The 21,770-nt window shown below is 40.2% G+C and carries 24 protein-coding genes, 1 pseudogene and 1 riboswitch; of the genes and pseudogenes, 16 read left to right on the top strand and 9 right to left on the bottom strand.

Annotation, left to right across the window (positions count from 1 at the left end):
• Complete coding sequence (locus DH10bf12_RS08230; RefSeq protein WP_471738009.1) at positions 1–1,224, bottom strand: acyl-CoA dehydrogenase; 1,224 nt, start codon at positions 1,222–1,224, stop codon at positions 1–3.
• A 329-nt stretch (positions 1,225–1,553) separates the two neighbouring features.
• On the opposite strand from DH10bf12_RS08230, the gene DH10bf12_RS08225 reads away from it, so the two are divergent.
• The 3 genes from DH10bf12_RS08225 (at position 1,554) to DH10bf12_RS08215 (ending at position 4,633) form a co-directional block, all read left to right on the top strand.
• Entirely contained in the window at positions 1,554–2,129 is a 576-nt protein-coding gene (locus DH10bf12_RS08225) for a CotY/CotZ family spore coat protein (RefSeq protein ID WP_471738008.1), read from the top strand.
• Positions 2,130–2,543: 414 nt separating this feature from the next.
• Positions 2,544–2,647: riboswitch (SAM riboswitch) on the top strand.
• 82 nt (positions 2,648–2,729) lie between these two features.
• Entirely contained in the window at positions 2,730–4,118 is a 1,389-nt protein-coding gene (locus DH10bf12_RS08220; RefSeq protein WP_471738007.1) for an L-cystine transporter, read from the top strand.
• Positions 4,119–4,312: 194 nt separating this feature from the next.
• On the top strand, positions 4,313–4,633 hold the full coding sequence (locus DH10bf12_RS08215) for a hypothetical protein (protein WP_471738006.1): 321 nt from the start codon (positions 4,313–4,315) through the stop codon (positions 4,631–4,633).
• 381 nt (positions 4,634–5,014) lie between these two features.
• Here DH10bf12_RS08215 and DH10bf12_RS08210 read toward each other — a convergent pair whose 3' ends face one another.
• The gene (locus tag DH10bf12_RS08210) at positions 5,015–5,155 is read right to left on the bottom strand and encodes a hypothetical protein (RefSeq protein ID WP_471738005.1); all 141 of its coding nucleotides are present in this window, start codon (positions 5,153–5,155) and stop codon (positions 5,015–5,017) included.
• A gap of 67 nt (positions 5,156–5,222) precedes the next feature.
• On the bottom strand, positions 5,223–6,452 hold the full coding sequence (locus DH10bf12_RS08205) for a DUF418 domain-containing protein (RefSeq protein ID WP_471738004.1): 1,230 nt from the start codon (positions 6,450–6,452) through the stop codon (positions 5,223–5,225).
• 225 nt (positions 6,453–6,677) lie between these two features.
• Between DH10bf12_RS08205 and DH10bf12_RS08200 the strand changes: the two genes are divergently transcribed.
• The 10 genes from DH10bf12_RS08200 to DH10bf12_RS08155 all read left to right on the top strand — a co-directional run bounded on the left by DH10bf12_RS08200 (position 6,678) and on the right by DH10bf12_RS08155 (position 13,444).
• Positions 6,678–6,977, top strand: coding sequence for a hypothetical protein (locus DH10bf12_RS08200; protein WP_471738003.1), 300 nt, complete (start codon positions 6,678–6,680; stop codon positions 6,975–6,977).
• Between the two features lie 105 nt (positions 6,978–7,082).
• Positions 7,083–7,547, top strand: a complete 465-nt coding sequence (locus DH10bf12_RS08195; RefSeq protein ID WP_471738002.1) for a hypothetical protein — start codon at positions 7,083–7,085, stop codon at positions 7,545–7,547.
• 78 nt (positions 7,548–7,625) lie between these two features.
• On the top strand, positions 7,626–8,102 hold the full coding sequence (locus DH10bf12_RS08190) for a DinB family protein (RefSeq protein WP_471738001.1): 477 nt from the start codon (positions 7,626–7,628) through the stop codon (positions 8,100–8,102).
• Between the two features lie 35 nt (positions 8,103–8,137).
• Positions 8,138–8,656, top strand: a complete 519-nt coding sequence (locus tag DH10bf12_RS08185) for an NUDIX hydrolase (protein WP_471738000.1) — start codon at positions 8,138–8,140, stop codon at positions 8,654–8,656.
• A gap of 610 nt (positions 8,657–9,266) precedes the next feature.
• Complete coding sequence (locus DH10bf12_RS08180; RefSeq protein ID WP_471737999.1) at positions 9,267–10,229, top strand: TRM11 family SAM-dependent methyltransferase; 963 nt, start codon at positions 9,267–9,269, stop codon at positions 10,227–10,229.
• A 66-nt stretch (positions 10,230–10,295) separates the two neighbouring features.
• On the top strand, positions 10,296–10,757 hold the full coding sequence (locus DH10bf12_RS08175) for a GNAT family N-acetyltransferase (protein ID WP_471737998.1): 462 nt from the start codon (positions 10,296–10,298) through the stop codon (positions 10,755–10,757).
• A 480-nt stretch (positions 10,758–11,237) separates the two neighbouring features.
• The gene (locus DH10bf12_RS08170; protein WP_471738212.1) at positions 11,238–11,321 is read left to right on the top strand and encodes a hypothetical protein; all 84 of its coding nucleotides are present in this window, start codon (positions 11,238–11,240) and stop codon (positions 11,319–11,321) included.
• Between the two features lie 415 nt (positions 11,322–11,736).
• Positions 11,737–12,504 (top strand): hypothetical protein, encoded by a 768-nt coding sequence (locus DH10bf12_RS08165; protein ID WP_471737997.1) that lies wholly within the window; start codon positions 11,737–11,739, stop codon positions 12,502–12,504.
• A 119-nt stretch (positions 12,505–12,623) separates the two neighbouring features.
• Positions 12,624–12,908 (top strand): ParB N-terminal domain-containing protein, encoded by a 285-nt coding sequence (locus tag DH10bf12_RS08160; protein WP_471737996.1) that lies wholly within the window; start codon positions 12,624–12,626, stop codon positions 12,906–12,908.
• 227 nt (positions 12,909–13,135) lie between these two features.
• Entirely contained in the window at positions 13,136–13,444 is a 309-nt protein-coding gene (locus tag DH10bf12_RS08155; RefSeq protein ID WP_471737995.1) for a TIGR04104 family putative zinc finger protein, read from the top strand.
• A gap of 304 nt (positions 13,445–13,748) precedes the next feature.
• Here the strand turns inward: DH10bf12_RS08155 and DH10bf12_RS08150 are convergent, their stop codons facing one another.
• From DH10bf12_RS08150 to DH10bf12_RS08135, 4 genes are all read right to left on the bottom strand, one after another.
• Positions 13,749–14,861 carry a hypothetical protein gene (locus tag DH10bf12_RS08150; RefSeq protein WP_471737994.1) on the bottom strand — a complete coding sequence of 371 codons (1,113 nt, stop codon included), beginning with the start codon at positions 14,859–14,861 and terminating at the stop codon, positions 13,749–13,751.
• A gap of 266 nt (positions 14,862–15,127) precedes the next feature.
• Positions 15,128–15,613 (bottom strand): carbonic anhydrase, encoded by a 486-nt coding sequence (locus DH10bf12_RS08145; protein WP_471737993.1) that lies wholly within the window; start codon positions 15,611–15,613, stop codon positions 15,128–15,130.
• 16 nt (positions 15,614–15,629) lie between these two features.
• Entirely contained in the window at positions 15,630–16,634 is a 1,005-nt protein-coding gene (locus DH10bf12_RS08140) for a sodium-dependent bicarbonate transport family permease (RefSeq protein WP_471737992.1), read from the bottom strand.
• 121 nt (positions 16,635–16,755) lie between these two features.
• Positions 16,756–17,127, bottom strand: coding sequence for a Na-translocating system protein MpsC family protein (locus DH10bf12_RS08135; RefSeq protein ID WP_471738211.1), 372 nt, complete (start codon positions 17,125–17,127; stop codon positions 16,756–16,758).
• Between the two features lie 371 nt (positions 17,128–17,498).
• Here DH10bf12_RS08135 and DH10bf12_RS08130 point away from each other — a divergent pair, with 371 nt between their 5' ends.
• Together DH10bf12_RS08130 and DH10bf12_RS08125 are read left to right on the top strand one after the other, a co-directional pair.
• Positions 17,499–18,461, top strand: coding sequence for a TRM11 family SAM-dependent methyltransferase (locus tag DH10bf12_RS08130; RefSeq protein WP_471738210.1), 963 nt, complete (start codon positions 17,499–17,501; stop codon positions 18,459–18,461).
• Between the two features lie 65 nt (positions 18,462–18,526).
• Positions 18,527–18,988, top strand: coding sequence for a GNAT family N-acetyltransferase (locus tag DH10bf12_RS08125; RefSeq protein WP_471737991.1), 462 nt, complete (start codon positions 18,527–18,529; stop codon positions 18,986–18,988).
• 150 nt (positions 18,989–19,138) lie between these two features.
• On the opposite strand, the pseudogene DH10bf12_RS08120 reads toward DH10bf12_RS08125, so the two are convergent.
• Positions 19,139–20,193, bottom strand: a pseudogene (locus DH10bf12_RS08120) (bifunctional transcriptional activator/DNA repair enzyme AdaA).
• A 243-nt stretch (positions 20,194–20,436) separates the two neighbouring features.
• Here DH10bf12_RS08120 and DH10bf12_RS08115 point away from each other — a divergent pair.
• On the top strand, positions 20,437–21,210 hold the full coding sequence (locus DH10bf12_RS08115; protein ID WP_471737990.1) for an alpha/beta hydrolase: 774 nt from the start codon (positions 20,437–20,439) through the stop codon (positions 21,208–21,210).
• A 19-nt stretch (positions 21,211–21,229) separates the two neighbouring features.
• Here DH10bf12_RS08115 and DH10bf12_RS08110 read toward each other — a convergent pair whose 3' ends face one another.
• Positions 21,230–21,769: a DUF6143 family protein gene (locus DH10bf12_RS08110; RefSeq protein ID WP_471737989.1), complete on the bottom strand. Its 540-nt coding sequence runs from the start codon at positions 21,767–21,769 to the stop codon at positions 21,230–21,232.
• Position 21,770: the final 1 nt, after the last annotated feature.

Genomic DNA, 21,770 nt, shown 5'->3' with positions numbered 1-21,770 from the left:
TTAATTCCTCCCGTTCCCCTGATATTTTTTCAGCTCAAGTCTGCCAATCTGTGCGCGGTGCACCTCATCCGGTCCATCTGCGAGCCGGAGTGTTCTTGCACTCGCCCAATGCGCTGCAAGCGGAAAATCCTCTGACACACCCGCTGCCCCAAGCGCCTGAATCGCCCGGTCAATGACTTTCAGTGCCATTGAAGGCGCCACGACTTTGATCATCGCAATCTCTGCTTTTGCCACCTTGTTGCCAACTGTGTCCATCATATAAGCAGCCTTTAATGTCAGCAGTCTCGCCTGTTCAATCTCAATCCGCGAATCAGCAATCCACTCACGGATCACGCCCTGGCTTGCAAGCGGTTTGCCAAACGCATGACGATCCACGACGCGCTTACATAATTCCTCAAGCGCACGTTCCGCTGCCCCGATTAGTCTCATGCAATGATGAATCCTGCCTGGTCCAAGTCTTCCTTGCGCAATCGCAAACCCTTTTCCTTCACCTAAAATCATATTCTCTGCCGGCACCCTGACATTTTCAAACGTAATCTCCCCGTGACCATGCGGCGCATGATCATAACCAAACACAGGCAGCATCCGCTCAATCGTCACACCCTGCGTATCAAGCGGCACAAGAATCATCGACTGCTGCTCATACTTATCAGCACCAGGATCCGTCTTTCCCATCACAATGCCAATCTGACAGCGTGGATCCCCGGCACCCGAAGACCACCATTTCCGTCCGTTAATCACATACTCATTACCATCCCGCTCAATCCGCGCTTCAATATTTGTCGCGTCAGATGAAGCCACATCAGGCTCTGTCATCGAAAAGCACGATCGGATCTCACCTGCAAGCAGCGGCTTAAGCCACTTATCCTTCTGCTCCTCTGTCCCGTAACGCACCAACACTTCCATGTTTCCCGTATCCGGTGCATTACAATTAAACACCTCAGGACCAATCATCGAACGCCCCATGATTTCACAAAGCGGCGCGTACTCTACGTTACTGAGCCCAGCTCCGTATTCACTCTCCGGCAAAAACAAATTCCAAAGTCCCTCAGCCTTTGCTTTCTCCTTCAGCTCTTCCATGATTGGCGGCACTGTACTCCAGCGGCTCTCCCCTTCATTTACCTGACGCTCATACAACGCTTCATTCGGATACACGTGCTCCTCCATAAATCTGTTGAGCTTTTTCTCAAGATCTTTTACCTCGGCAGAATACGAAAAATTCATCTTTCCATCCCCTTTTGACCTTACTAACTAACCGGTCGGTATGTATGGTTTTTAGTATAACGGATTTGTTTGAATAATCAAATTAAATTATAAAATATGGAATAAATAAGCTTCCTTATTTATTGTGATATCTACTTCGTTTTCAGTGAGAAGCCTATCAAAAAAAGCTGAATGCTAAGAGAAAACTAACTTTTAACTTCACCATTAAGTCCTGACTTATCTAAGGTCAGCTCGTTTATTTCTTTCTGCAAGGCTATTGTACAGGCATTTAGTCACTTTTTTACATATACATATTAATGCAACAACAATAATGAAAAGGAGAGATTTTAATGTGTTGCGGAAAAAAAGATTCATGTGTATGTGGTATTGTTCGTGAGATTGTAAGAGCTCAGGATGAGGTGGCTGGCGCTAATGCGAATGGTTGCTGTTCAACAGGCTGTGACCAGGCAATCAGAAACCTGCTATCACCGATCGCGGCTAACGGGAATGGAAATGGACCTACTACGATTCCATTTGCACTCTACTGTAAAGGGGATTGCGAACCATTTATCGGAAGCGGCGTTTTCAGTGCTCCCGTCGGCGGATCAGGAATGACCGCACTAAGATGTGTAAAAACACCGATCTTCCGCGCGAAAAAGTTTGTGGATAAAGATAAGGACAGAGAGAAAGATAAGTGCTGCGTCCAGCTGGAGCTACTGCTTCCAATTACAATGGGCGGATCTACTCCTGGGCCATCAGGCGACGGAACGCAAATCTGCGATTATTTCCCGGGCAACAGCATCAGAAATCTGCAGGCAACAGGCATCTGCCTGACTGTCGATTTGAATTGTTTCTGCGGTATCGTATGTCTGGACCCTATCACACCTCGACCTGCGTCTGAGTTTAACATGAGTGAAGAGGACTAAGAGGGTACAAAGACTGAAATGGGACAGCAAAAAGGTACAACTCCGTATCTTTTTGTTGTTTTTCATTCTGATAATATTTTGTTTATGACGTTTAAAGATCATTTCTTCCCTAAAATATTGTCTACAAAATTATTAAAATATAGATGTCATTTTCACATATACTACCCCCATTTTTGTTCTATAAGAACAGATGTGTGAATATAATTGGGATACCTCCACCCTCATTTTTAATAAACGTTATTTTATTAAAGGCGCGCAAACTGTCCCAGTCGAATCCGAGTCAGCATGTGATCCCTGAAAAATGTTAAGAAAAGAATTGTTTAACAAAAAAAATAAATATTGACAGCGCATTTGCGATTCGTTAACATAAAAACCAAGTATTTTTATCGGGATACTTCATAAACTCAATAGATCGTCTTATCAAGAGAGGTTAAGGGACTGGCCCAATGACACCTCGGCAGCAGACTGACTCATCAGTACTGTGCCAATTCCAGCAAGTGTTTCTTGATAGATAAGACTGGATTAATGTTTTTTCTTCCAGTTTATTTTTCTGACTGGGAGTTTTTTTATGTTGAAAATTCATTTAGAGGAGGAAATTGTGTGGACATTTTTTTAGTTAGTTTGAATTTATTTGTGTTAGTTGGTCTTATTATTTTTCTTTACGCGCTTAAGAAGAAGCACGTATCATTTTCAAAAAGGGTTTTACTTGGTTTAGCATTCGGAATTGTATTAGGTTTTGCATTGCAATGGATCTATCCATCTGAGTCCACTGTTATTGCAACTACAGCTGATTGGTTTAATCTAATTGGTGGTTCTTACATCAGGCTCTTACAGATGATCGCCATCCCGCTCGTCTTCATTTCAATTCTTGCGGCTTTTACAAAGCTGACTTTAACAAAGAATATCGGAAAAATCAGTGCACTCATTATCGGCATTTTAGTTGGAACAACTGCCATTGCAGCTGCTGTTGGGATTGCTACAACGGCTGGTTTTAATCTTGAAGCGATTCAAATCGAACAGGGCGAAGCAGAAACAGGCCGTGCCGCTTCATTGGAAGAAACGTATGGGACAGTGGAAAACGTGACATTTCCACAGCAAATCCTTGCTTTAGTTCCATCAAATGTTTTTCTGGATTTCACAGGCGCCCGCCCGACTTCCACGATTTCAGTTGTCATTTTCGCAGCTTTTCTTGGTCTGGCGTTTTTGGGTGTCAGAAGAAAGCAGCCTGAACAAGCGGAATTATTTTCTAAGATTGTCGACTCTCTTTATGCGATCGTGATGCGCGTCGTGACATTAATTTTAAGATTAACGCCTTATGGTGTGCTGGCGGTCATGGCGAGAACAGTGGCAACCACAAACTTTGATGCCATAGTGAATCTCGGTAAATTTGTGATTGCTTCATACGTAGCACTGGGTATTGTCTTTATTATTCATTTGATCCTGCTAACAATTTCAGGCTTAAACCCAGTTACTTTTGTCAAAAAAGCATTTCCTGTTCTCGCTTTTGCGTTTACAACCCGCACCAGTGCCGGCGCGTTGCCAATGAACATCCGGACTCAGCAGAACTTAGGGGTAAAAGATGGAACGGCTAATTTCGCAGGTTCATTTGGATTGTCAATCGGACAAAACGGCTGTGCAGGTGTGTATCCTGCCATGCTCGCGATCATGATTGCACCAACCGTCGGAATCAATCCCCTCACACCGACGTTTATCTTAACGGTCATCGCCGTTGTGGCAATCAGTTCATTTGGTGTTGCAGGCGTTGGAGGCGGCGCAACATTTGCAGCCATTCTTGTCCTGTCAGCCCTGAATCTTCCGATCGGCTTAGCTGGTCTGTTAATTTCCATTGAACCACTGATTGATATGGGAAGAACAGCTGTTAATGTCAGCGGAAGTATGACAGCCGGAGTGCTGACGAGTAAGGTAACGAATGAATTAGATGTTGATATGTATAACGACCGGTCTACACGGGTGACTGTTGAGGCTTAAGTAAAGAGCGTATTAAAAGAGAGCAGCCATTTGGTTGCTCTTTTTTTAAATATCTTTCGTGTCCTGCATTTGTAGTGAGTATTTTAAATCACTAATAATGAAGGTCATCATTTTTACGATGAAAATGTATGATAGACTAACATTGACTATTTTTTCTAAATTAAGGTTATTGAAGAAATCAGGGAGGCGTCGTAATGTGGATCATATTAGGATTTATTGCAATCGCAGCAACACTGCTTAATATTTATTTATTTTCAGCAGGAAAGGATTATAAGCTTGCGATGGCGGCAGCTTTATCATTTACAGCACTCACACTGTGTGCAGAAATCACCTTTATCGCCGGGCAGGCAGCAAAAGAAGACTGGTCAGCTGTCAGGGAAGTCGTTAACTTCCAATGGGCATTGTGGGTTTTGACAGGGGCTTCTATTTTTATCAATGTATTGCCTGTATTTATAGAGAAAAAAGATAATAAAAAGAGAGTCAGCGCTATTGCATCGAAGCAAACAGTTGATTAAACGTTTGTGTTTTAGAGGTAATTCTGCAGCATGATTTAAGATTGTAAACTAGTTTAGTTATGATCAGTGAAGGATCTATTTCTTGAGTTAGAGGAGTTATTAATTTGAGTGAGCTACTATTGTCAAAAAAATTTATACCAGTATATTTTATAGTGGGATTATCAGCTGTGATCCTTTTCATTTCCATAGAACTTTCTTCATTGGAGATTTTCTTATTGACTTTCTCCTGTTTTCTAGTAGGAATAATATCCTTTTTTCAAAATTTTGTGTTCAAAAATAATAAGTAGTAAAAGCTCCGGGGAAATAACTTATCCCGGAGCTTTTGTTTTTAATATCTGTGAATTCGAAAAAGAAGGAGATCGCTCAGCAATTCGCAATTCTTTATTCCTGATTAAAACGCGGCTTACTAAAATAAGCACCTGTAAACAAAAATATCATTGCACTGATCAGTCCCCAAAACGGTTGACCTGCCAGCACGAAGATTCCCAAGTTGATGGGACCAGATAAAAACATGGCTTTCATCACCTGAATCATCCTTTCCTGTAAATATACCGGTAGTTATATATCAAAGTTAAAGCAATAGGCAGTTTTATGCCGCCTTCGAATGCCGCTCCCCACCTGAATACGTCCACCTTCTCCATACATACTCCATTGGCCCCTGCTTATATCGCTTCAGCAGCACATGACTCAACACAACCTGCACGATGTAAATAGCAATCGCTATCAGCACACCCTGCGATTTTGATACCTGACCGAATAATCCAAAACCATAACCGTTGAAAATGATCACTGCAATCACAGACTGCATCAGATAATTCGTCAGCGCCATCCGGCCAACTGATGCAAATGGCATCAGTATCTTTTCAACAGACGATTTTCTTGTGACTAATACAATGACTGATACATAAAACAGCATCAGGAACGGTCCACCAAAAGCATTTAACCCTCCGGCAATCGGGCCTGCCAGATAAGGTGCCCAGCCAAATGCATTGTACCCAATTGCAACTGACAGTCCCACAACCGGCGCTCCGACAGCGAGTCCAATCCACATAACCTTTTTCCAGCGCTGAATATTTTGTTCAATTTCAGTGAACATGCCTGTCTTTCCTAAATAAAGACCAATCAGAAATAACGGTAAAATTGTTGGCACAACTAACAGCACTTGAAACAAAATTATCACTACTTCATTTGTAAACCGGAACGCCAGAATTTCTCCAAAGCTTCCATCTGCCATGACTGAAGCAGCAAGAACGGCAGGAGCATTCAGGTTTTCCAATGTATCTATCCCCTCACTAATCATAAACTGGATCGTAAAACTGCTCAGCAACATGAGTCCAGCCATTAATAAAGGACCGAAAATAAGTAAGGATATCGCCCAGATCTTTATTGTCTTTGTTGAACGCTCTACAAAGAACGGCAACAAAAAGCCTGTAATCGCATATGTATGTAAAATATCCCCTGACCAGATAAAGATGAGATGGACAAGTCCCAACAGCAGCAAAAACACCAGACGGCGCCTGAATAACTTCTTAGCCGGCAATCCACGCTTCATTAATCGGCTGTAAAAAATATAAAACCCAAGACCAAATAACATTGAAAACATCGGGTAAAACTTCCCATCAACAAAAATAGCTGTTAATAGCGTCAAAGTAGCATTCATTCCCCCCTCAGGCAGACTGCTTCCTTCCACAATTCCACTGACATCAGTAAAAACAGGCGTCTTAAATGTAATCATATTCGCAATCAAAATCCCAAACAGTGCAAACCCCCTGATAATATCCAGTGTATGTATTCTCTCTTTTAATGAAACTGAATTCATCCCGTCATCTCCCTGATTCGTTATTCTCACTTCATCATAATTCAAGCTGTATGAATAGACAATCAGAATTTGGAAATTACGATCGAATCTCTTGTTGCCGAACTGACAGGTATAAGGAATTTATTTCTAATTATAAGTGCGTATGATACCCTTAAATTATCTACTCTTATGAACTGTAAAACTGACCATTTCAAAAAAACTGTGACCAATTCAGGAGGGTTTCTTGTGAAAATAGTTAAGATACTATATGTACTGAATACCATCTTCAGTGGATTGTTGGCTACGTTTATTGCTACTTTTTTCGCTGGAGGTGGTATAGCAGAGAACTACACTGATGAGAAATGGGTGGCGCCGGAGTTTTTTGCAATTTTACCTATTTGGTTTCTGGGATTTCTTCTCGGACTGTTTGTTTTTAAAAGTAAAAAACCTGTGATCTTTTTGGTGATCTCAATTCTTATTACATGGGCTTCGATTCCGCTTGGTTTAGAGATGGGCTCTATGATGTTCGAATATCCAGAATCCTAGTCATAATATACAGGGTGGCCTGGCTTTAACGAGAGACACATTTTCTTTGGCAGAAAAGGAATTTCATGTTCAAATCAAAGTAGATTATTTTCAGAATAGACGTTAATGGAGGTGTATCTTCTGGACTCTAATTATAAATGTTTTATTAGTATCGATTTCCTTGGTGGAGACATTCGATTTGATGTTTCAAATAACACACAGCTATTCAGTTTCAAATCAGGACTGGGCTTTATAGCTATTCCACATTTTTTATCAACACTTTCTTCTCTATATCAGAGAGAATTTAATAAGGCGGAATTGGATTGTCACGGTAATTCTGATTATTATATATTTTCCAGTGATGGTATAGATCTTTTGATTGAACATGTAAGCTTTTATCCAGATGATGTATTTAAATACCAATTCAAGTTAAAAAATTATATGGAAGTGATTAATATAGAATTTCAAAGATATCTGCAACAACTTGAAAAAGATGGGGTATTACCTTTGAAGACTCAAGTATATGCTCATCCATTAGGTGATGACGTGCTAAGCGCTTTTCATGAATTTTCATCGGTTTTAAAGGATTAATTTAACTTCCCCTTATTCCAAGAAAAGTTCTCTATAGACAATATGATCAAATCAATTCAATTGACAGGAGTGCTTACATTGAATCATCAGATGTTAGAGACGAGAAATGAACTGATTGATCTGATTAAAAGTTTAAATGAAGAGGAATTAAATACCGCTGCACCTTCAGGAGGGTGGACTGTTGCCCAAGTGGTTGAGCACCTTGCTGTGGCAGAGGTGAACTTTCTCAAATTAGTGGACCATGCTATTCGTCAACGAAGAATCGGGCGTTCTGATGTGAAAGACTTTTCTATAGTGAGAGACAGGTCAGTAAAAATGAAAGCACCACAGGATCCCCCTGCGATCCGAAGAAACTCTGATGAATGTCTGTCAATACTTCAACATTCCAGAAACAAAACACAAATTTTTCTAGCAGAACATGAAGATATAGAACAGTATATCGTCTCCCATCCAAGGTTTGGTGACATTCCTGCAACGAGCGTCTTCACACTTATAGCAGAACATGAAAATCGTCATATTGAACAAATTAAAGAGATTTTGGAATCACTTAAATAACCAGTCTGAAAAATGTCTTCCAAAGGAGCCTCGCAATGGAAAAGTGGGATTTATATAATCAGCATCGTAATAAAATAGAGAAACAAATCACGCGTGGAGATGATATGGCACCTGATGAATTTCATGTAGTTGTACACGTATGCATATTTAATTCAAAAGGTGAGATGCTCATTCAGCAGCGTCAGCCTTTTAAAAAGGGATGGTCAAACCTTTGGGATATCACTTGCGGCGGTAGTGCAGTTGCGGGCGATACAAGTCAGCAGGCTGCTTCGAGAGAGTTATTCGAGGAGTTGGGGATTACTTATAACTTTGATGGTATTCGTCCTCAATTTACGATTAACTTTGAACGTGGATTTGATGATTATTATTTGATCGAATATGACTTCGATCTGAGTGAACTGAAGTTACAGACTGAAGAAGTTCAGGCAGCTAAATGGGCATCTAAAGAGGAAATCTTAAAGCTGATCGAACAGAAAGCATTTATCCCTTATTACGAGAGTATCATTGCGTTTCTTTTTGATGGCCGGCATCATTATGGGTCTATTCGGCTTTGAAGTAAAAATTATAAGTTTCTCAGGAGGAAGATGATATGCCAACTTGTGAAAAATGTGATCATCAGTGGACCTGGAAACAAACTTTGAAAAAGACTTTCACTTTTAATCCTGGAATGTCCTGTCCCTGCTGTGGTGAAACGCTGTACTTATCATACCGTTTGTTTAAGTTTAATAGGTCAAAAACCGCTCAAACTACTGAGCGTCTTTTAATGTATTTGTAATCACCTTAAATGAAAATTTGATCTTTTTATCGGCATTTCATAATGAAAAAATTCTACGTCTAAAATAGATTAAAGTTTAATCCGATCCAGAAAGTGAAACCCTATATAACTTATCATCACTCTCTCCAGTGTTCCCTCTCCCATCAGTGAAAAACTCCCTGTTCTAGACGCACTTATGAACATTTACTAACAATCAATTAAAATTCAGGAGTCATATAGGATCATTGGTTTGATAGTTCTGAATATACATTTGTAGTCAATGTTCAATATCGTTTTCAGGACAGGGGAAGTTCCAAGAGGTCACGAATTTCTTTTAGGTAACTACTCCTCACTGATCAACTGCTATACTAAATACATAAAATATGCGATTAAGAAAGTTGGATATTCTGTTGGAACAACGCCCACAAACAAATCAATCCATATACACATTCGCCTATAACAGTGAAGACGCACCGCTTTGTCAGATGGAAATGCGTGCACTTTTCGGCACATATACAAAAGGGAAAATTCTTAAAACTGATGTCAATATCGATCCAGGCAGAAGTCCGTTTATTAAGGAACATATTGAAGTTCTTTTTGAAGGGAATGACCTTCAGGACTTATACAGCCAATTACACCTCATTGATCTGAAGGATGACACGTTCAAAGTACTCTTTGTGAAGATCAATGATCAAACCGGTCCAGGCAAGGTGGAATATGATGAAAAGAGACAAATCGAACGTGCTACCGGTATGCACATCACCGGACAGCTTGACCTGCGCGACCCAGACATCATATTCGGTTTAGTCCCATATGAAGACCATTGGTATCTCGGTATTTACACGAAAGTTGAATCTGTCTGGCTGAGACATATCAAAAAACCCCGTGAATACTCAACCGCTCTTAATACACGAACAGCGCGGGCAATCGCGAATATCGCTCTCCCGGAACCTGCAGGAAAAAGAGCAATTGACCCATGCTGCGGCATAGGCACTGTCCTCGTTGAAGCACTCTCAATGGGCATCAACATCGACGGTCGTGACATTAACCCGTTAGTCGTAAAGGGTTCCCGTGAAAACATTAAACATTTTGGTCTTACAGGTAACGTCACACTCGGTGCCATCGCTGACGTTCAGGAAAATTACGATGCCACTATCATCGACCTGCCATATAACCTGTACACCAACGCAACACCTGAAGATCAGCTCGCCATCCTTAAAAACGCACGTCACTTTACCAAAAAACTCGTGGTGGTCACCATCGAAAACATCGATCACATGATCACGCAGGCAGGCTTCACCGTCAAAGACCGCTGCATCGCTAAAAAAGGAAAAGCTTCTGCGTTTTCAAGGGAAATACTTGTTTGTGAATAAAGAAAGGGTCAGTGTTATTACTGACAAATTAAAAGGAAGTTTTTAATAATAAGAGGGGGAATTGTATTGGATACAAAAATAAAATTCAGAATAGCTACCGAAAAAGATTTAGATCGTATTGTTGCCATGCTCGCTGATGATGTTTTAGGAAGTAAACGTGAGCGTTATGAGCACCCGCTTCCAAGTAGTTACATAAAAGCATTTGAGGCGATAACATCTGATCCTAATAACGAGTTAATAGTGGCTTGTGACGGCAATAAAGTGATAGGGGTACAACAAATTACTTTCACACCATACATAACGCACCAGGGTGGTTGGAGAGCTACCATCGAAGGGGTGAGAACGTCAGCTTCAGTAAGAGGTAAAGGTGTAGGTACTGAACTGAATAAATGGGCAATTAATCGGGCAAAAGAGCGTGGCTGTCATTTAGTACAACTAACAACTGATAAAAAAAGAGCAGATGCGTTAAGATTTTATGAACAGATAGGATTCGAAGCAACGCATGAAGGCTTAAAGCTAAAGTTATAATGTTAATGTGATGTATTAGTTGAAGAAGCCATCAATAAAGACAAAAAGGACTTCCACATATATAGAAGTCCTTTTAATCATAGTAAAAAACAATATTAAACTTTAACTAAGCTTTCTTTTAAAGTGCTTCATTCAGGCCCTGCTGATTAGTTGCAGAGCAGCTTGCGAGGAATAAGAGTGGGGCTAATGAAATGATGAAGGTAGCTTTCAATTTATCTGACTCCCCTCTCTCTAAAAATAAATTAAATTAAAGCGTTCCCTGTGTCAGAGACAACTTCCACACAATTTCGTTGACTTATATAAATGAATTAAATTGTGTGGAAGTTGTGTTCAACACAGGGTCACGGTTTTCCATTTATCCCTCAACTAGCAGCTGTTTGAAGCCGTGCAACGCTAGTGCGTATTTCTATTAAAAAACAGCCTTTTAAATCAGCTGCCTTTCTTCTATTTAAATATTCACTCTGAGTTTTTCATTCCAATATTGCTAAAGCGCTAGGTATTAAAAGAAGGACAGTTCAACAATATGTGGATAGAGCCAAAACTAAAGCATTAAAACTAATCTAAAAGTTCTATATAAATATGGTTATTTTTATATCATACTAAAATACATAGGAGGGAAAGTATGGGAAAAATAATAAAAATTATTTTGTTGTTAGCGTTATATTTAATAGTTATTTTTAATGGTGAATATGAATTCGATTTGGTTTTTTATTTTGCAAGTGTATCGTATTTGTTCACTATAATTCTTGGTGCGTGGCAAAAAAATAAATTTATAACAAATGGCATCTATATAATTGCACTTATGATTCTTACTATTCTATATTCAGTAAATATAAGTTTTTTTATAGGAATAACCATATTCATTATTTTAGGATTAATGTGTTTATTTTACTTTTTTTACTATTTTACCTATAAAAGACAAAAATAGTTTGTTATAGTGATGATGTAGTAAATATTACATATATAAAGGAGAGTTTTGATGAAGAAAGCAGTAATAACAATTCTTAGTATTGTACTTGTTTGGGGTGGGCTTAGCTTTTCAATGCCCTCAAAAGCATTCGCTTCTTCTGCTTCAATTGAACCCGACAACGGAATCCAAGTTATAATCGAAACTGATCAATATTTCGAGTACTTAATGATTGAAAATGGTCAGAAAACAAAGTATGAAGAAACAATTGAAGAAATTGATTCAAACACAACTAAGATTACAACTAAAGTGTATACTGACGAAGATAAATTGATCCAGCACTTCAGTACAACTTTAGAGAATTATCAAATAATTGACCAAGAAGTGATTAAATTTGACTCTATTCCTACAACTACAGAAGATACTCCATCAGTTCTAAATGAACATTCATTTAGTGCTATGAGTACAAGTAGTAACAGGTCAAGGATATCTGGTTTAGGTATAAATTATACAAAGAACTTTAGTACTGGTAGAGGTACAGCTAACTATGTGGGGCTTGCATCAAGAACTGCTTCGCTGGCTACATCTTCTGAATTTAATACTCATGCTAATGCGGTTGATTCAATGCGAAGTGTGGAAAATGGCACTACTGTTGGAATAATTCTAGAACTTGTAGGAAGTACTGGTTCTATAGCATGGGGGCAAGCAGTTTCTTGGGCTACAGCGAAAAAAATATTAACTAGATTTGTAGGTCCGGTTGCAGTATTAACTAATGCATGGAGTTTATCGAGCTGGTTTTATTACTATAATAAAATAGCTAATAATTATATGGATATTTGATCTTACATTGAGCCAGCTAATTATATTTAGCTGGCTTTTGACGTGCAAACGACGTACTTTCCCCATCTATTTATGAGATAGACTTTTAATCTTTAATAAATATTATGGGAGGGTGAATCATGGAAATAAAGACCGTTAATATAAAAAGCATTTCCCCTGCAGTTTATAATCCAAGAATAGAATTAGCTTCAAGTGATAGAGAATACATAAAACTTAAAAGATCGATAGAAAACTTTGGCTATATAGATCCTCTAATTTGGAACAAGCAGACTGGAAATTTAGTAGGTGGTCATCATGAAAAACTCCCTGTCCTAGGCACATTTATGAATATTTACTACAAATCAATTAAAATTCAGGAGTCATATAGAATCATTGATTTTACATCTCTGAATATACAATTGTAGAGAATGTTCAAAATCGTTTTCAGGACAGGGAGATTTTTTAAGTTACAGACTGAAGAAGTTCAGGCAGCTAAATGGACATCTAAAGAGGAAATCTTAAATCTGATCGAACAGAAAGCATTTATTCCTTATTACGAGAGTATCATTGCGTTTCTTTTTGATGGCCGGCATCATTATGGGTCTATTCGGCTTTGAAGTAAAAATTATAAGTTTCTCAGGAGGAAGATGATATGCCAACTTGTGAAAAATGTGATCATCAGTGGACCTGGAAACAAACTTTGAAAAAGACTTTCACATCTAATCCTGGAATGTCCTGTCCTTACTGTGGTAAAACGCAGTATCAGACGCAAAGATCAAGAATAAAAAGTGCCTTATTAAACTTTTTCGTATTAATACCGCTTTTGATTGATGTTTTCATTGATGTTCCAGGATTCATTTTATTAAGCTTATTTCCCATTACATTCATTTTGGTCGTTTCCATAAATCCATTTTTAACGGAGCTAAGTAGTGAAGAAAAATATACGAACTTTTTTAATTAAAGGATATAAATCTACCACGTTATTTCTCAGATAAGTAATACCTTGCATTTGCAAAAAATACGGTTCCGAAAAGGAATAACATCACAATACACCAACTTGCAATAGCTGAATAGTTACTATTAAAAACAAATTCACTTGTTAAAGTAACAAATACCATGATTCCCATCACCATATACAACCCTACTACATGTTTCATTAATCAAATCCACTCCTTACAACAGAAATAATAAAAAACCCCCAAAAGATTAATTTCTGCTCTAGTTTTTGGGGTTTTTTACTATGGGCTGATATTCTCAGGTTCATGCTACTGACCAATTAGTGGATACGTACGGCTTTCTTTTAGCGTGTCATTGATCAGTTGAACTTCCCATGCATGAAAATCCAGCGCTGCCAATTGAATAGCATTTTCGAATACTGTTCGGTCTGCGTCCGTCACCGCATTTTCATCCATCGTATATTGCACTGTCGCAACACCGTTCGTAATAGACGATTCGACAACCTCTATGCCTTCAACAATTGCTGACGAATAAAACATATCGGCCTCAACTGACCCCATTTTCTCAATTGTTTCCGGAAAAGATAGTGGCTCACCGCTTTCATTTACAACTTGCTCCTCTAACTCACCACCAGCAAGAAATAGCGTTTCTTCTAGCTCCTTGTCATAGATTGTATAGTAGCCTCGTGTTTCACTTCTTTCATCTTTAACAGTGATCGTATCATCGACTGTTCTTTCAGCTACGGTTATCTTCTCTTCACCATCCGGATTTAGAAACGTAATGGATTCAACCCCGTAAAAGTCACTGATTCCAAACAATGTTTCATAGAATAAAACATTTTGCGCAGTAGTAACTGATAACTCATTCCCCTCTTGATTAAACTCAACATAAAGGTTCGGCCGATCAAGTGTCAAATCAGTATACGAACGGAGAATATCCTGCTCTGAAGGGTCATTATTGAATAATGACGTTTCTAAGCGCTGTTCCGGATCAACCATTTCTTCCGTTTCTCTATCCCGGTCAATAGCGTATGCAATATATAAATGATCAGGTTGATTAATGACTTTCGTATCAATAAAATAAGCCGGATTCATCTGTGCTCCTGCGTAAATCTCAGCTTCACTCTCTTTTTCATCAGATGCTTCGGATTCTTCTTCATTGGATTTGCCAGCTTCTTCTGACGCGTCCACATCCTCAACTTCTTCATTATCTGATGTACCTTCTTCCTCTTCTGTGTTGGCATCATTTTCAGCATGATCTTCAGCATTATTTTCAGTGCTGCTATCATTTTCTTGTGCATCCTCCACTTCATTTGCCACAGAATCATCAGCCTGCGAGTTTGTCTCATCTCCTGAGTCTGAACAGCCGGCAATTAAAAAAGTAACTGTAAACAACCCAGCTATTTTTGTCATTTTTTTCATTTTTAACACCCCTTCATTTAGCTATACCCCCCATTAATGTTAATAAAAGTTTTTTGTAAATCAATTAAAAAAAATCTATTATCCTTTTAAGACTTCTACTTTCATCAAAAAACCCTGTACTGTATTTTATGGGATACAGTACAGGGTTTTATCAGTAAATGAAAAATCCGGGACGATTAGCGGGACAACAGTGACTACTAGGAGTCTCCTCGTAAACCGTCTGGAAAGCCTTGAATGGACCTGCTTCTTTTACAGAATTTTTGACTTTAAATAACCTCCTCATATTCCTCCGATTCACGATCAACTAAAAATGCACGGACTGTCACTACCCCTGGTATAAGCGGATGCTTCATGATCATCTCTTTATTTTTTCTCATTGCCTCATAGACATCAGACGGTCCGGCCAGCCAATTCAGTACATTATGCTGAACGGCATCAAGGTGATTCATGGTTTTCAATATGTGATCTGTGACACCTGCCTCCTTCATTTTCTCAAGCAGGTCATTCTGGTCATGCTGCTGCGCTTTTTCTGCCACGATGTATATGTCATGGATTCCTTCATGATATACAGCAAGAATCACATTTCTCATGAGACATCCATAAGGCTGGGAAATCAGGGCTCCATAGCTGTTGAAGACAAGCAGTTCCTCTTTCTCCCGCTGCGTAATCCCTGTCAAAGACGACTCAATTCCCGGATTGGAATCCGTAATCACCAGTACTTTTTTTGTATCAACACGATCAAGCATTCTCATTTATTTTTCCTCCCTCTTATTGAATCCATTTTGCGATTTCAAAATAAACCGGAATACCAATGATTAGATTAAAAGGAAACGTGACCCCAAGAGACAGACCAAGATAAATAGATGGGTTCGCTTCCGGGACAGACGTTTTCAGAGCGGCAGGAGCTGCAATATAGGATGCACTGCCGGCCAGTACGCCCATCAGCGCCGTTCCTCCGAGTGATAGACCAATCATACTGCCAACCAGGACACCGATCGTTCCAAATACAAGTGGTGCGATCATGCCAAATGCCAGCAGTTTCACCCCATACTTCTTCATTTCAGGTAGCCTTTGACCGGCAATCAGCCCCATATTCAACAGAAACAAAATTAATATACTGCCGTATAGATCAATAAATAAAGGCTTCACAGCCGGGATTGCACTCTCTCCAAGCACCCACCCAATCACAAGACTCCCCATCAGCAACAGAATGCTTTTGCCAAATAGACTCTCCCTGATCACTTCTTTATCAATCAGCCCTGAAGGAAAGGCAACAAATCCTGCTCGCTGCGTATAACCTGAGAGCTCCTTTTTATTCTCAAGCACCTTAAGCAGCAATAAAGACACGAGAATGGCCGGACTTTCCATTAACACAACAAGTGCATTCATAAATCCTTCATACGGGGTACCTGTCTGATCCATAAAAGCAACGGCCGCTCCGTAGGTGACAATACTGATGGATCCATATGTAGCTGCAATGCCAATTGCGTTTTTCAAATCCATCCCGATCATTTTCATCGCACCAAGTGCCAGGAATGGGATGATTGTGCCAAGAAATAAAGCGCCTAAAATTGGTGCAAAAACAGATTCGATTGAATAATTCGCAAGTTCAATCCCCCCTTTCAAACCGATCGCAATAAGCAGATAGATACTTAGCGCATCACTCAGCGCCTTCGGAAACGCCAGATCGGACTTCACAAGTGCTGCAGCGATCCCCAGTACAAAAAACAGGACAACCGGTGACATTAAATTCTGAATCACAATTTCATTCATCCTTCTACCTCCTGAATCTAAAAATTCCCAATAAAAAAACCGGCACTTTCAACGCGCATTGCACGTATGGAAAGGCCGGTTTTCCTTTAACAGACAACATGTCTTTTAAAGAACTCCCTCTTTATTTATCATTGAGCTTTTTCTCAAGATTTTCATTGAGCTTAAACACCATAATACGTTCCCCTGTGACGGAGCTGATATCCGTATGAAAGCTGATGGCTTCTGCTGATGTAATATCAAAAACAATCTGCTTCAGCATCTCGATACCGGACTCGACCAGATCAGACCGCGTCTTCTTAATCGACAGCATCCCGTCATGCGTACTGCACACACGGTATTCTGCAGGTGTTAATACACCATTCAGACAGACGATAATCATATCCCTCAGGATATCAGCCTTTACAGATACTGACCCTCTCCCCAGAAAATCCTTCTCCCACTGGGTGATCGCCTTACTGATCTCCGCTTCAATCGAGCCTTTTGTCTTTGTCACTTTCATCACCATTCCTGCTCCCTCCAAACAAAAAATCGGTTTATCCCCAGACTAATCCCTTAGCATGGACATAAACCGATTTATTCTAATTCCAGCTTTGACAACCTGTCAGGATTTCCTCATTTCGCCAACACACGTTTAACGTCCTGCTTAAATCCATTTCATCATCAAAGATAAATTGTATCACTCGGATATTTGATTAATATTAAGATACGGTAATTTTTTTCAGGTGTCAATAGTCATTGTTCATGTATTTTATTCCCATCTTACATGTACTTATCGCTATTTATACGTATCACTGCCAAGCTTTTCTTAAAACAACTGCTATACTAAATATATAAAATAAGCGCTTAAGAAAGTTGGATATTCTGTTGGAACAACGCCCGCAAACAAGCCAATCCATTTACACATACGCCTATAACAGTGAAGACGCACCGCTTTGTCACATGGAAATGCGTGCACTTTTCGGCACATATACAAAAGGTAAGATTCTAAAAACTGACATTCATATTAATCCAGGGAGAAGTCCGTTTATCAAGGAGCATATTGAAGTGCTCTTCGAAGGAAATGACCTTCAGGACCTGTACAGCCAATTACATCTCATCAATCTGCAGGATGACACGTTCAAAGTCCTCTTTGTGAAGATCAATGATCAAACCGGCCCATGCAAAGTGGAGTATGATGAAAAAAGACAAATTGAACGCGCTGCAGGGATGCATATCACCGGAAAGCTTGACCTGCGCAATCCAGACATTATATTCGGCTTAGTCCCATATGAGAAGCGCTGGTATCTCGGCATTTACACGAAAGCTGAATCCGTCTGGCTGAAGCATGTCAAAAAACCGCGTGAATACTCAACCGCCCTTAATACCCGCACAGCGCGGGCCATCGCCAATATCGCTGTCCCGGAGCCGGCAGGCAAAAAAGCGATTGATCCATGCTGCGGCATCGGCACTGTCCTGGTCGAAGCGCTCTCAATGGGCATCAACATTGATGGCCGGGATATCAACCCGTTAGTCGTACAAGGTTCCCGTGAAAACATTGAACATTTTGGCCTCACAGGTAACGTCACACATGGCGCCATCGCTGACGTTCAGGACCATTACGATGCCACCATCATCGACCTGCCATATAACCTATACACCAATGCAACACCGGAAGATCAGCTCGCCATCCTGAAAAACGCACGTCACTTCTCCAAAAAACTCGTGGTCGTCACCATCGAAAACATCGATCACATGATCACGCAGGCAGGCTTTACCGTCAAAGACCGCTGCATCGCTAAAAAAGGAAAAGCATCAGCGTTTTCAAGGGAAATACTTGTTTGTGAATAAATAAAGGGTCATTATTATTACTGATAAAGTAAAAGGAAGTTTTAATAATAAGAGGGGGAATTGTATTGGAGACAAAAATAAAATTCAGAATAGCTACCGAAAAAGATTTAGATCGTATTGTTACCATGCTTGCTGATGATGTTTTAGGAAGTAAACGTGAGCGTTATGAGCACCCGCTGCCGAATAGTTACATAAAAGCATTTGAGGCGATAACATCTGACCCTAATAACGAGTTAATTGTGGCTTGTGACGGCAATGAAGTAATTGGCGTACAACAAATTACTTTCACACCATACATAACTCATCAGGGTGGTTGGAGAGCTACCATCGAAGGTGTGAGAACGTCAGCTTCAGTAAGAGGTAAAGGCGTAGGTACTGAACTGATTAAATGGGCAGTTAACCGGGCAAAAGAGCGGGGCTGTCATTTAGTACAACTAACAACCGATAAAAAAAGAGCAGATGCGTTAAGATTTTATAAACAGATAGGATTTGAAGCAACGCATGAAGGCTTAAAGCTAAAGTTATAATGTTCATTATTAAATGATGTAATGTATTAGTTGAAGAAGCCATCAATAAAGACAAAAAGGACTTCCGCCTATATAGAAGTCCTTTCATCATAGTAAAAAATAATATTAAACTTTAACGAAGCTTTTTTTACTTCTTTGAGCAACTAGGATTCACTTGTTCACCCAACGACTTTCACTTTCAAGCTCTAACAGCCATTTCTTTCTGGCAGGTCCTCCGGCATATCCGCCTGTTGAACCGTCACTGAGAATCACGCGGTGACATGGAATGATCAGTGCGAGCTGATTTGATCCATTGGCTCTCGCAACTGCGCGCACTGCAGTCGGCTTACCGATTTCTCTCGCAATGTCAGTATAGGACCTTGTTTTACCTGAAGGGATTTGCTTCAGCCTTTCCCATACCATCAGTTGAAATGGTGTTCCAATCAGCCTGACTGGTGTATGAAATTCAGTCAGCTCACCTTTAAAATACAGATCCAGCTCTCTTTCAATTGATTCAATCGATCTCGTTTTCCCCGGAATAATTGCTGAACGGGTTTTCATTCTGAGTACTTCAATCTCTTTTTCAAGACCACGCCGATCCACAAACTCGAGAAGATACAACTTGTCTTCATCTGCAATAGCTACCATTGGACCAACTCTCGTATCGATCCAGGACGCTTTCAGAATATGATCTTCTCTGGCTGATGAAGGTGCATCCCCCATAATGTTTGAAAAGGCATCTCTAAAGCCGCTCCCTGATTCATAGCCTGTACTCAACTGGGCATCAATCATCGCCTTTCCAGACCTGATCTCCTTCATCGCAATCCCCATTCTTCTTGCACGTGCATATTGCACAAACGTCATCCCGAACCGTTTCTTAAACTGACGGCGTGCCGTTGATTCATCAACAGCCAGTTCCCTGAAGTCCTTCTCTTTCCACTTTTTCTCCGGATTTTCTTCCACAGCCTGAACAAGTTTCTGTACAAGCTCAGATACCTGATTCGGATGAGAAAGCGGCGTGCACCTTTTACACGGCCTGTATGAAGCCAGCAGCGCCTCCTCTGCGGTATGATAAAATTCACAGTTCTCAAACTTCGGCTTCCTTGCAGGACAGGTCGGACGGCAAAAAACGCCCGTGCTTTTCACCCCGACAAAAATAATCCCTCATATGCGGAATCCTTTTCAAGCAATGCTTTATAAAACTCCTGTTTCTTTTCATCAGTCATTCTCTGAACACCTCAATCCCTTACGAATCTTTACCTTTATTATAATCGGATGTAAAGCTTCTGCCGCCGGAAATCAGGCATTGATTTTATTTAATTTGTGCCGGACTTTCTTTCCAACAGTCCATCGACCTTTTAATTCCTAGTTGACAGATAGGGATTAATGTTGTTAAATACCAGTAATAGTAAGAGAGGCGAACTACAGTTTAAAATCAACAGAAGTTCAAATTCAGAAAGGAGAATATCATGAAGGAAGCATATCAGGTCATCCCCGGAGCAGAATCTTTTTACTATGAAGGCAGTGAGATTGGCATCCTGCTATGTCACGGATTTATCGGAACGCCACAAAGCGTGGAATACATAGGGAAAGCTTTTGCCAGAGAAGGTTATACCGTCTCAGCACCAAGGCTTACAGGACACGGCACACATGCTAAAGATCTGGAACACTGTACATTTTCCGACTGGTATTCAATCCTTGAACAAGCCTACCTGGATCTGAAAGCGCGCTGCACAACCGTATATGTCATCGGACAATCAATGGGTGGCACTTTAACATTAGACCTTGCCAGCCATTATCAGGATATTGATGGCATTTTATTAATTAACCCTGCCATTCACGTTCCTGAGATGGCTCATTATCATAGCCTGGCGCCGACTCATTCTATAAAAGAAGGCGCACCGGATATCAAAGATCCTGGTGTGAAAGAAATCACTTACGATTCAGTGCCAGCTTATGCTTATCATCAATTGCTGACTTACCTGGATGTCGTGAAAAAAAGATTGCCATTTGTTAAAACCCCAATCACATGCTTTCAATCCACCATTGACCATGTGGTACCACCTGAAAATACGGACTACATTCTTCAGTCTGTTCAGTCAGATTTGAAGTCAAAGCATGTACTGAGGAACTCCTATCATGTGGCTTCTATGGATTATGATAAGGGAGAAATCATCAGAGAGTCTCTCCGGTTTATTCAGCAGCATGCCGCATCCAGTCATTTGAAAAAGGTCAGCCTGTGATTGGGCTGACCTTTTTATGCTACTTTTTTATATGTTTCTCAAACCATCCAAACGCAACCTCTGCCAGGATCATTTCATGATTCGGCGATACCAGGAAGATGATGAATGATCCCCCAGGCGGAAAAATGAATTTCCCGTCCTCATCACTGGTCAACGTGCTTTGCGGCGGCACAATCTGTCTAAATGCCATAACCCCCTTCTTCGGAAACCCTTTTACACAATCAGCATACTCGATTTTCACTTCTGGCTCCGGCAGCGGACAAATAGCCGTATTTGCAGGCGTTACATTTTTTGAAATCTGAGGCTTTCCAGGCATAATGGGATTAAACCAGATCTCAGCTTCAAAAGGCTGAGTCGAATGATTCGTGATCGTAAACGCATTTACGAATAAATCAACATCAGACGTTAAAGGATTAACCAGGCCTCCCCACGCATTCTTACCTTTTCCCAAACGAAGATGCTCCGTCTGCCCAACAAAATATCTTCCCTGCAAGGATTGGTAAAGCGGATTAGGGATATTCACCACTTTTTTCAGATGATCCTCATGAAACGATGACATG

The sequence above is a fragment of the Jeotgalibacillus sp. 10bf12 genome (genome assembly GCF_055597105.1).
The sequence above is the reverse complement of the archived record's forward strand: the minus strand, read 5'-3'. Positions and strand labels throughout refer to the sequence as shown.

What these genes read in the sequence shown, in the direction of transcription:
- DH10bf12_RS08230 (WP_471738009.1), bottom strand. Translation starts at nt 1,224, where the DNA reads ATGAATTTTTCGTATTCTGCCGAGGTAAAAGATCTTGAGAAAAAGCTC.
- DH10bf12_RS08225 (WP_471738008.1), top strand. Translation starts at nt 1,554, where the DNA reads ATGTGTTGCGGAAAAAAAGATTCATGTGTATGTGGTATTGTTCGTGAG.
- DH10bf12_RS08215 (WP_471738006.1), top strand. Translation starts at nt 4,313, where the DNA reads ATGTGGATCATATTAGGATTTATTGCAATCGCAGCAACACTGCTTAAT.
- DH10bf12_RS08210 (WP_471738005.1), bottom strand. Translation starts at nt 5,155, where the DNA reads ATGAAAGCCATGTTTTTATCTGGTCCCATCAACTTGGGAATCTTCGTG.
- DH10bf12_RS08205 (WP_471738004.1), bottom strand. Translation starts at nt 6,452, where the DNA reads ATGAATTCAGTTTCATTAAAAGAGAGAATACATACACTGGATATTATC.
- DH10bf12_RS08195 (WP_471738002.1), top strand. Translation starts at nt 7,083, where the DNA reads ATGGAGGTGTATCTTCTGGACTCTAATTATAAATGTTTTATTAGTATC.
- DH10bf12_RS08185 (WP_471738000.1), top strand. Translation starts at nt 8,138, where the DNA reads ATGGAAAAGTGGGATTTATATAATCAGCATCGTAATAAAATAGAGAAA.
- DH10bf12_RS08165 (WP_471737997.1), top strand. Translation starts at nt 11,737, where the DNA reads ATGAAGAAAGCAGTAATAACAATTCTTAGTATTGTACTTGTTTGGGGT.
- DH10bf12_RS08160 (WP_471737996.1), top strand. Translation starts at nt 12,624, where the DNA reads ATGGAAATAAAGACCGTTAATATAAAAAGCATTTCCCCTGCAGTTTAT.
- DH10bf12_RS08155 (WP_471737995.1), top strand. Translation starts at nt 13,136, where the DNA reads ATGCCAACTTGTGAAAAATGTGATCATCAGTGGACCTGGAAACAAACT.
- DH10bf12_RS08150 (WP_471737994.1), bottom strand. Translation starts at nt 14,861, where the DNA reads ATGAAAAAAATGACAAAAATAGCTGGGTTGTTTACAGTTACTTTTTTA.
- DH10bf12_RS08145 (WP_471737993.1), bottom strand. Translation starts at nt 15,613, where the DNA reads ATGAGAATGCTTGATCGTGTTGATACAAAAAAAGTACTGGTGATTACG.
- DH10bf12_RS08140 (WP_471737992.1), bottom strand. Translation starts at nt 16,634, where the DNA reads ATGAATGAAATTGTGATTCAGAATTTAATGTCACCGGTTGTCCTGTTT.
- DH10bf12_RS08115 (WP_471737990.1), top strand. Translation starts at nt 20,437, where the DNA reads ATGAAGGAAGCATATCAGGTCATCCCCGGAGCAGAATCTTTTTACTAT.
- DH10bf12_RS08110 (WP_471737989.1), bottom strand. Translation starts at nt 21,769, where the DNA reads ATGTCATCGTTTCATGAGGATCATCTGAAAAAAGTGGTGAATATCCCT.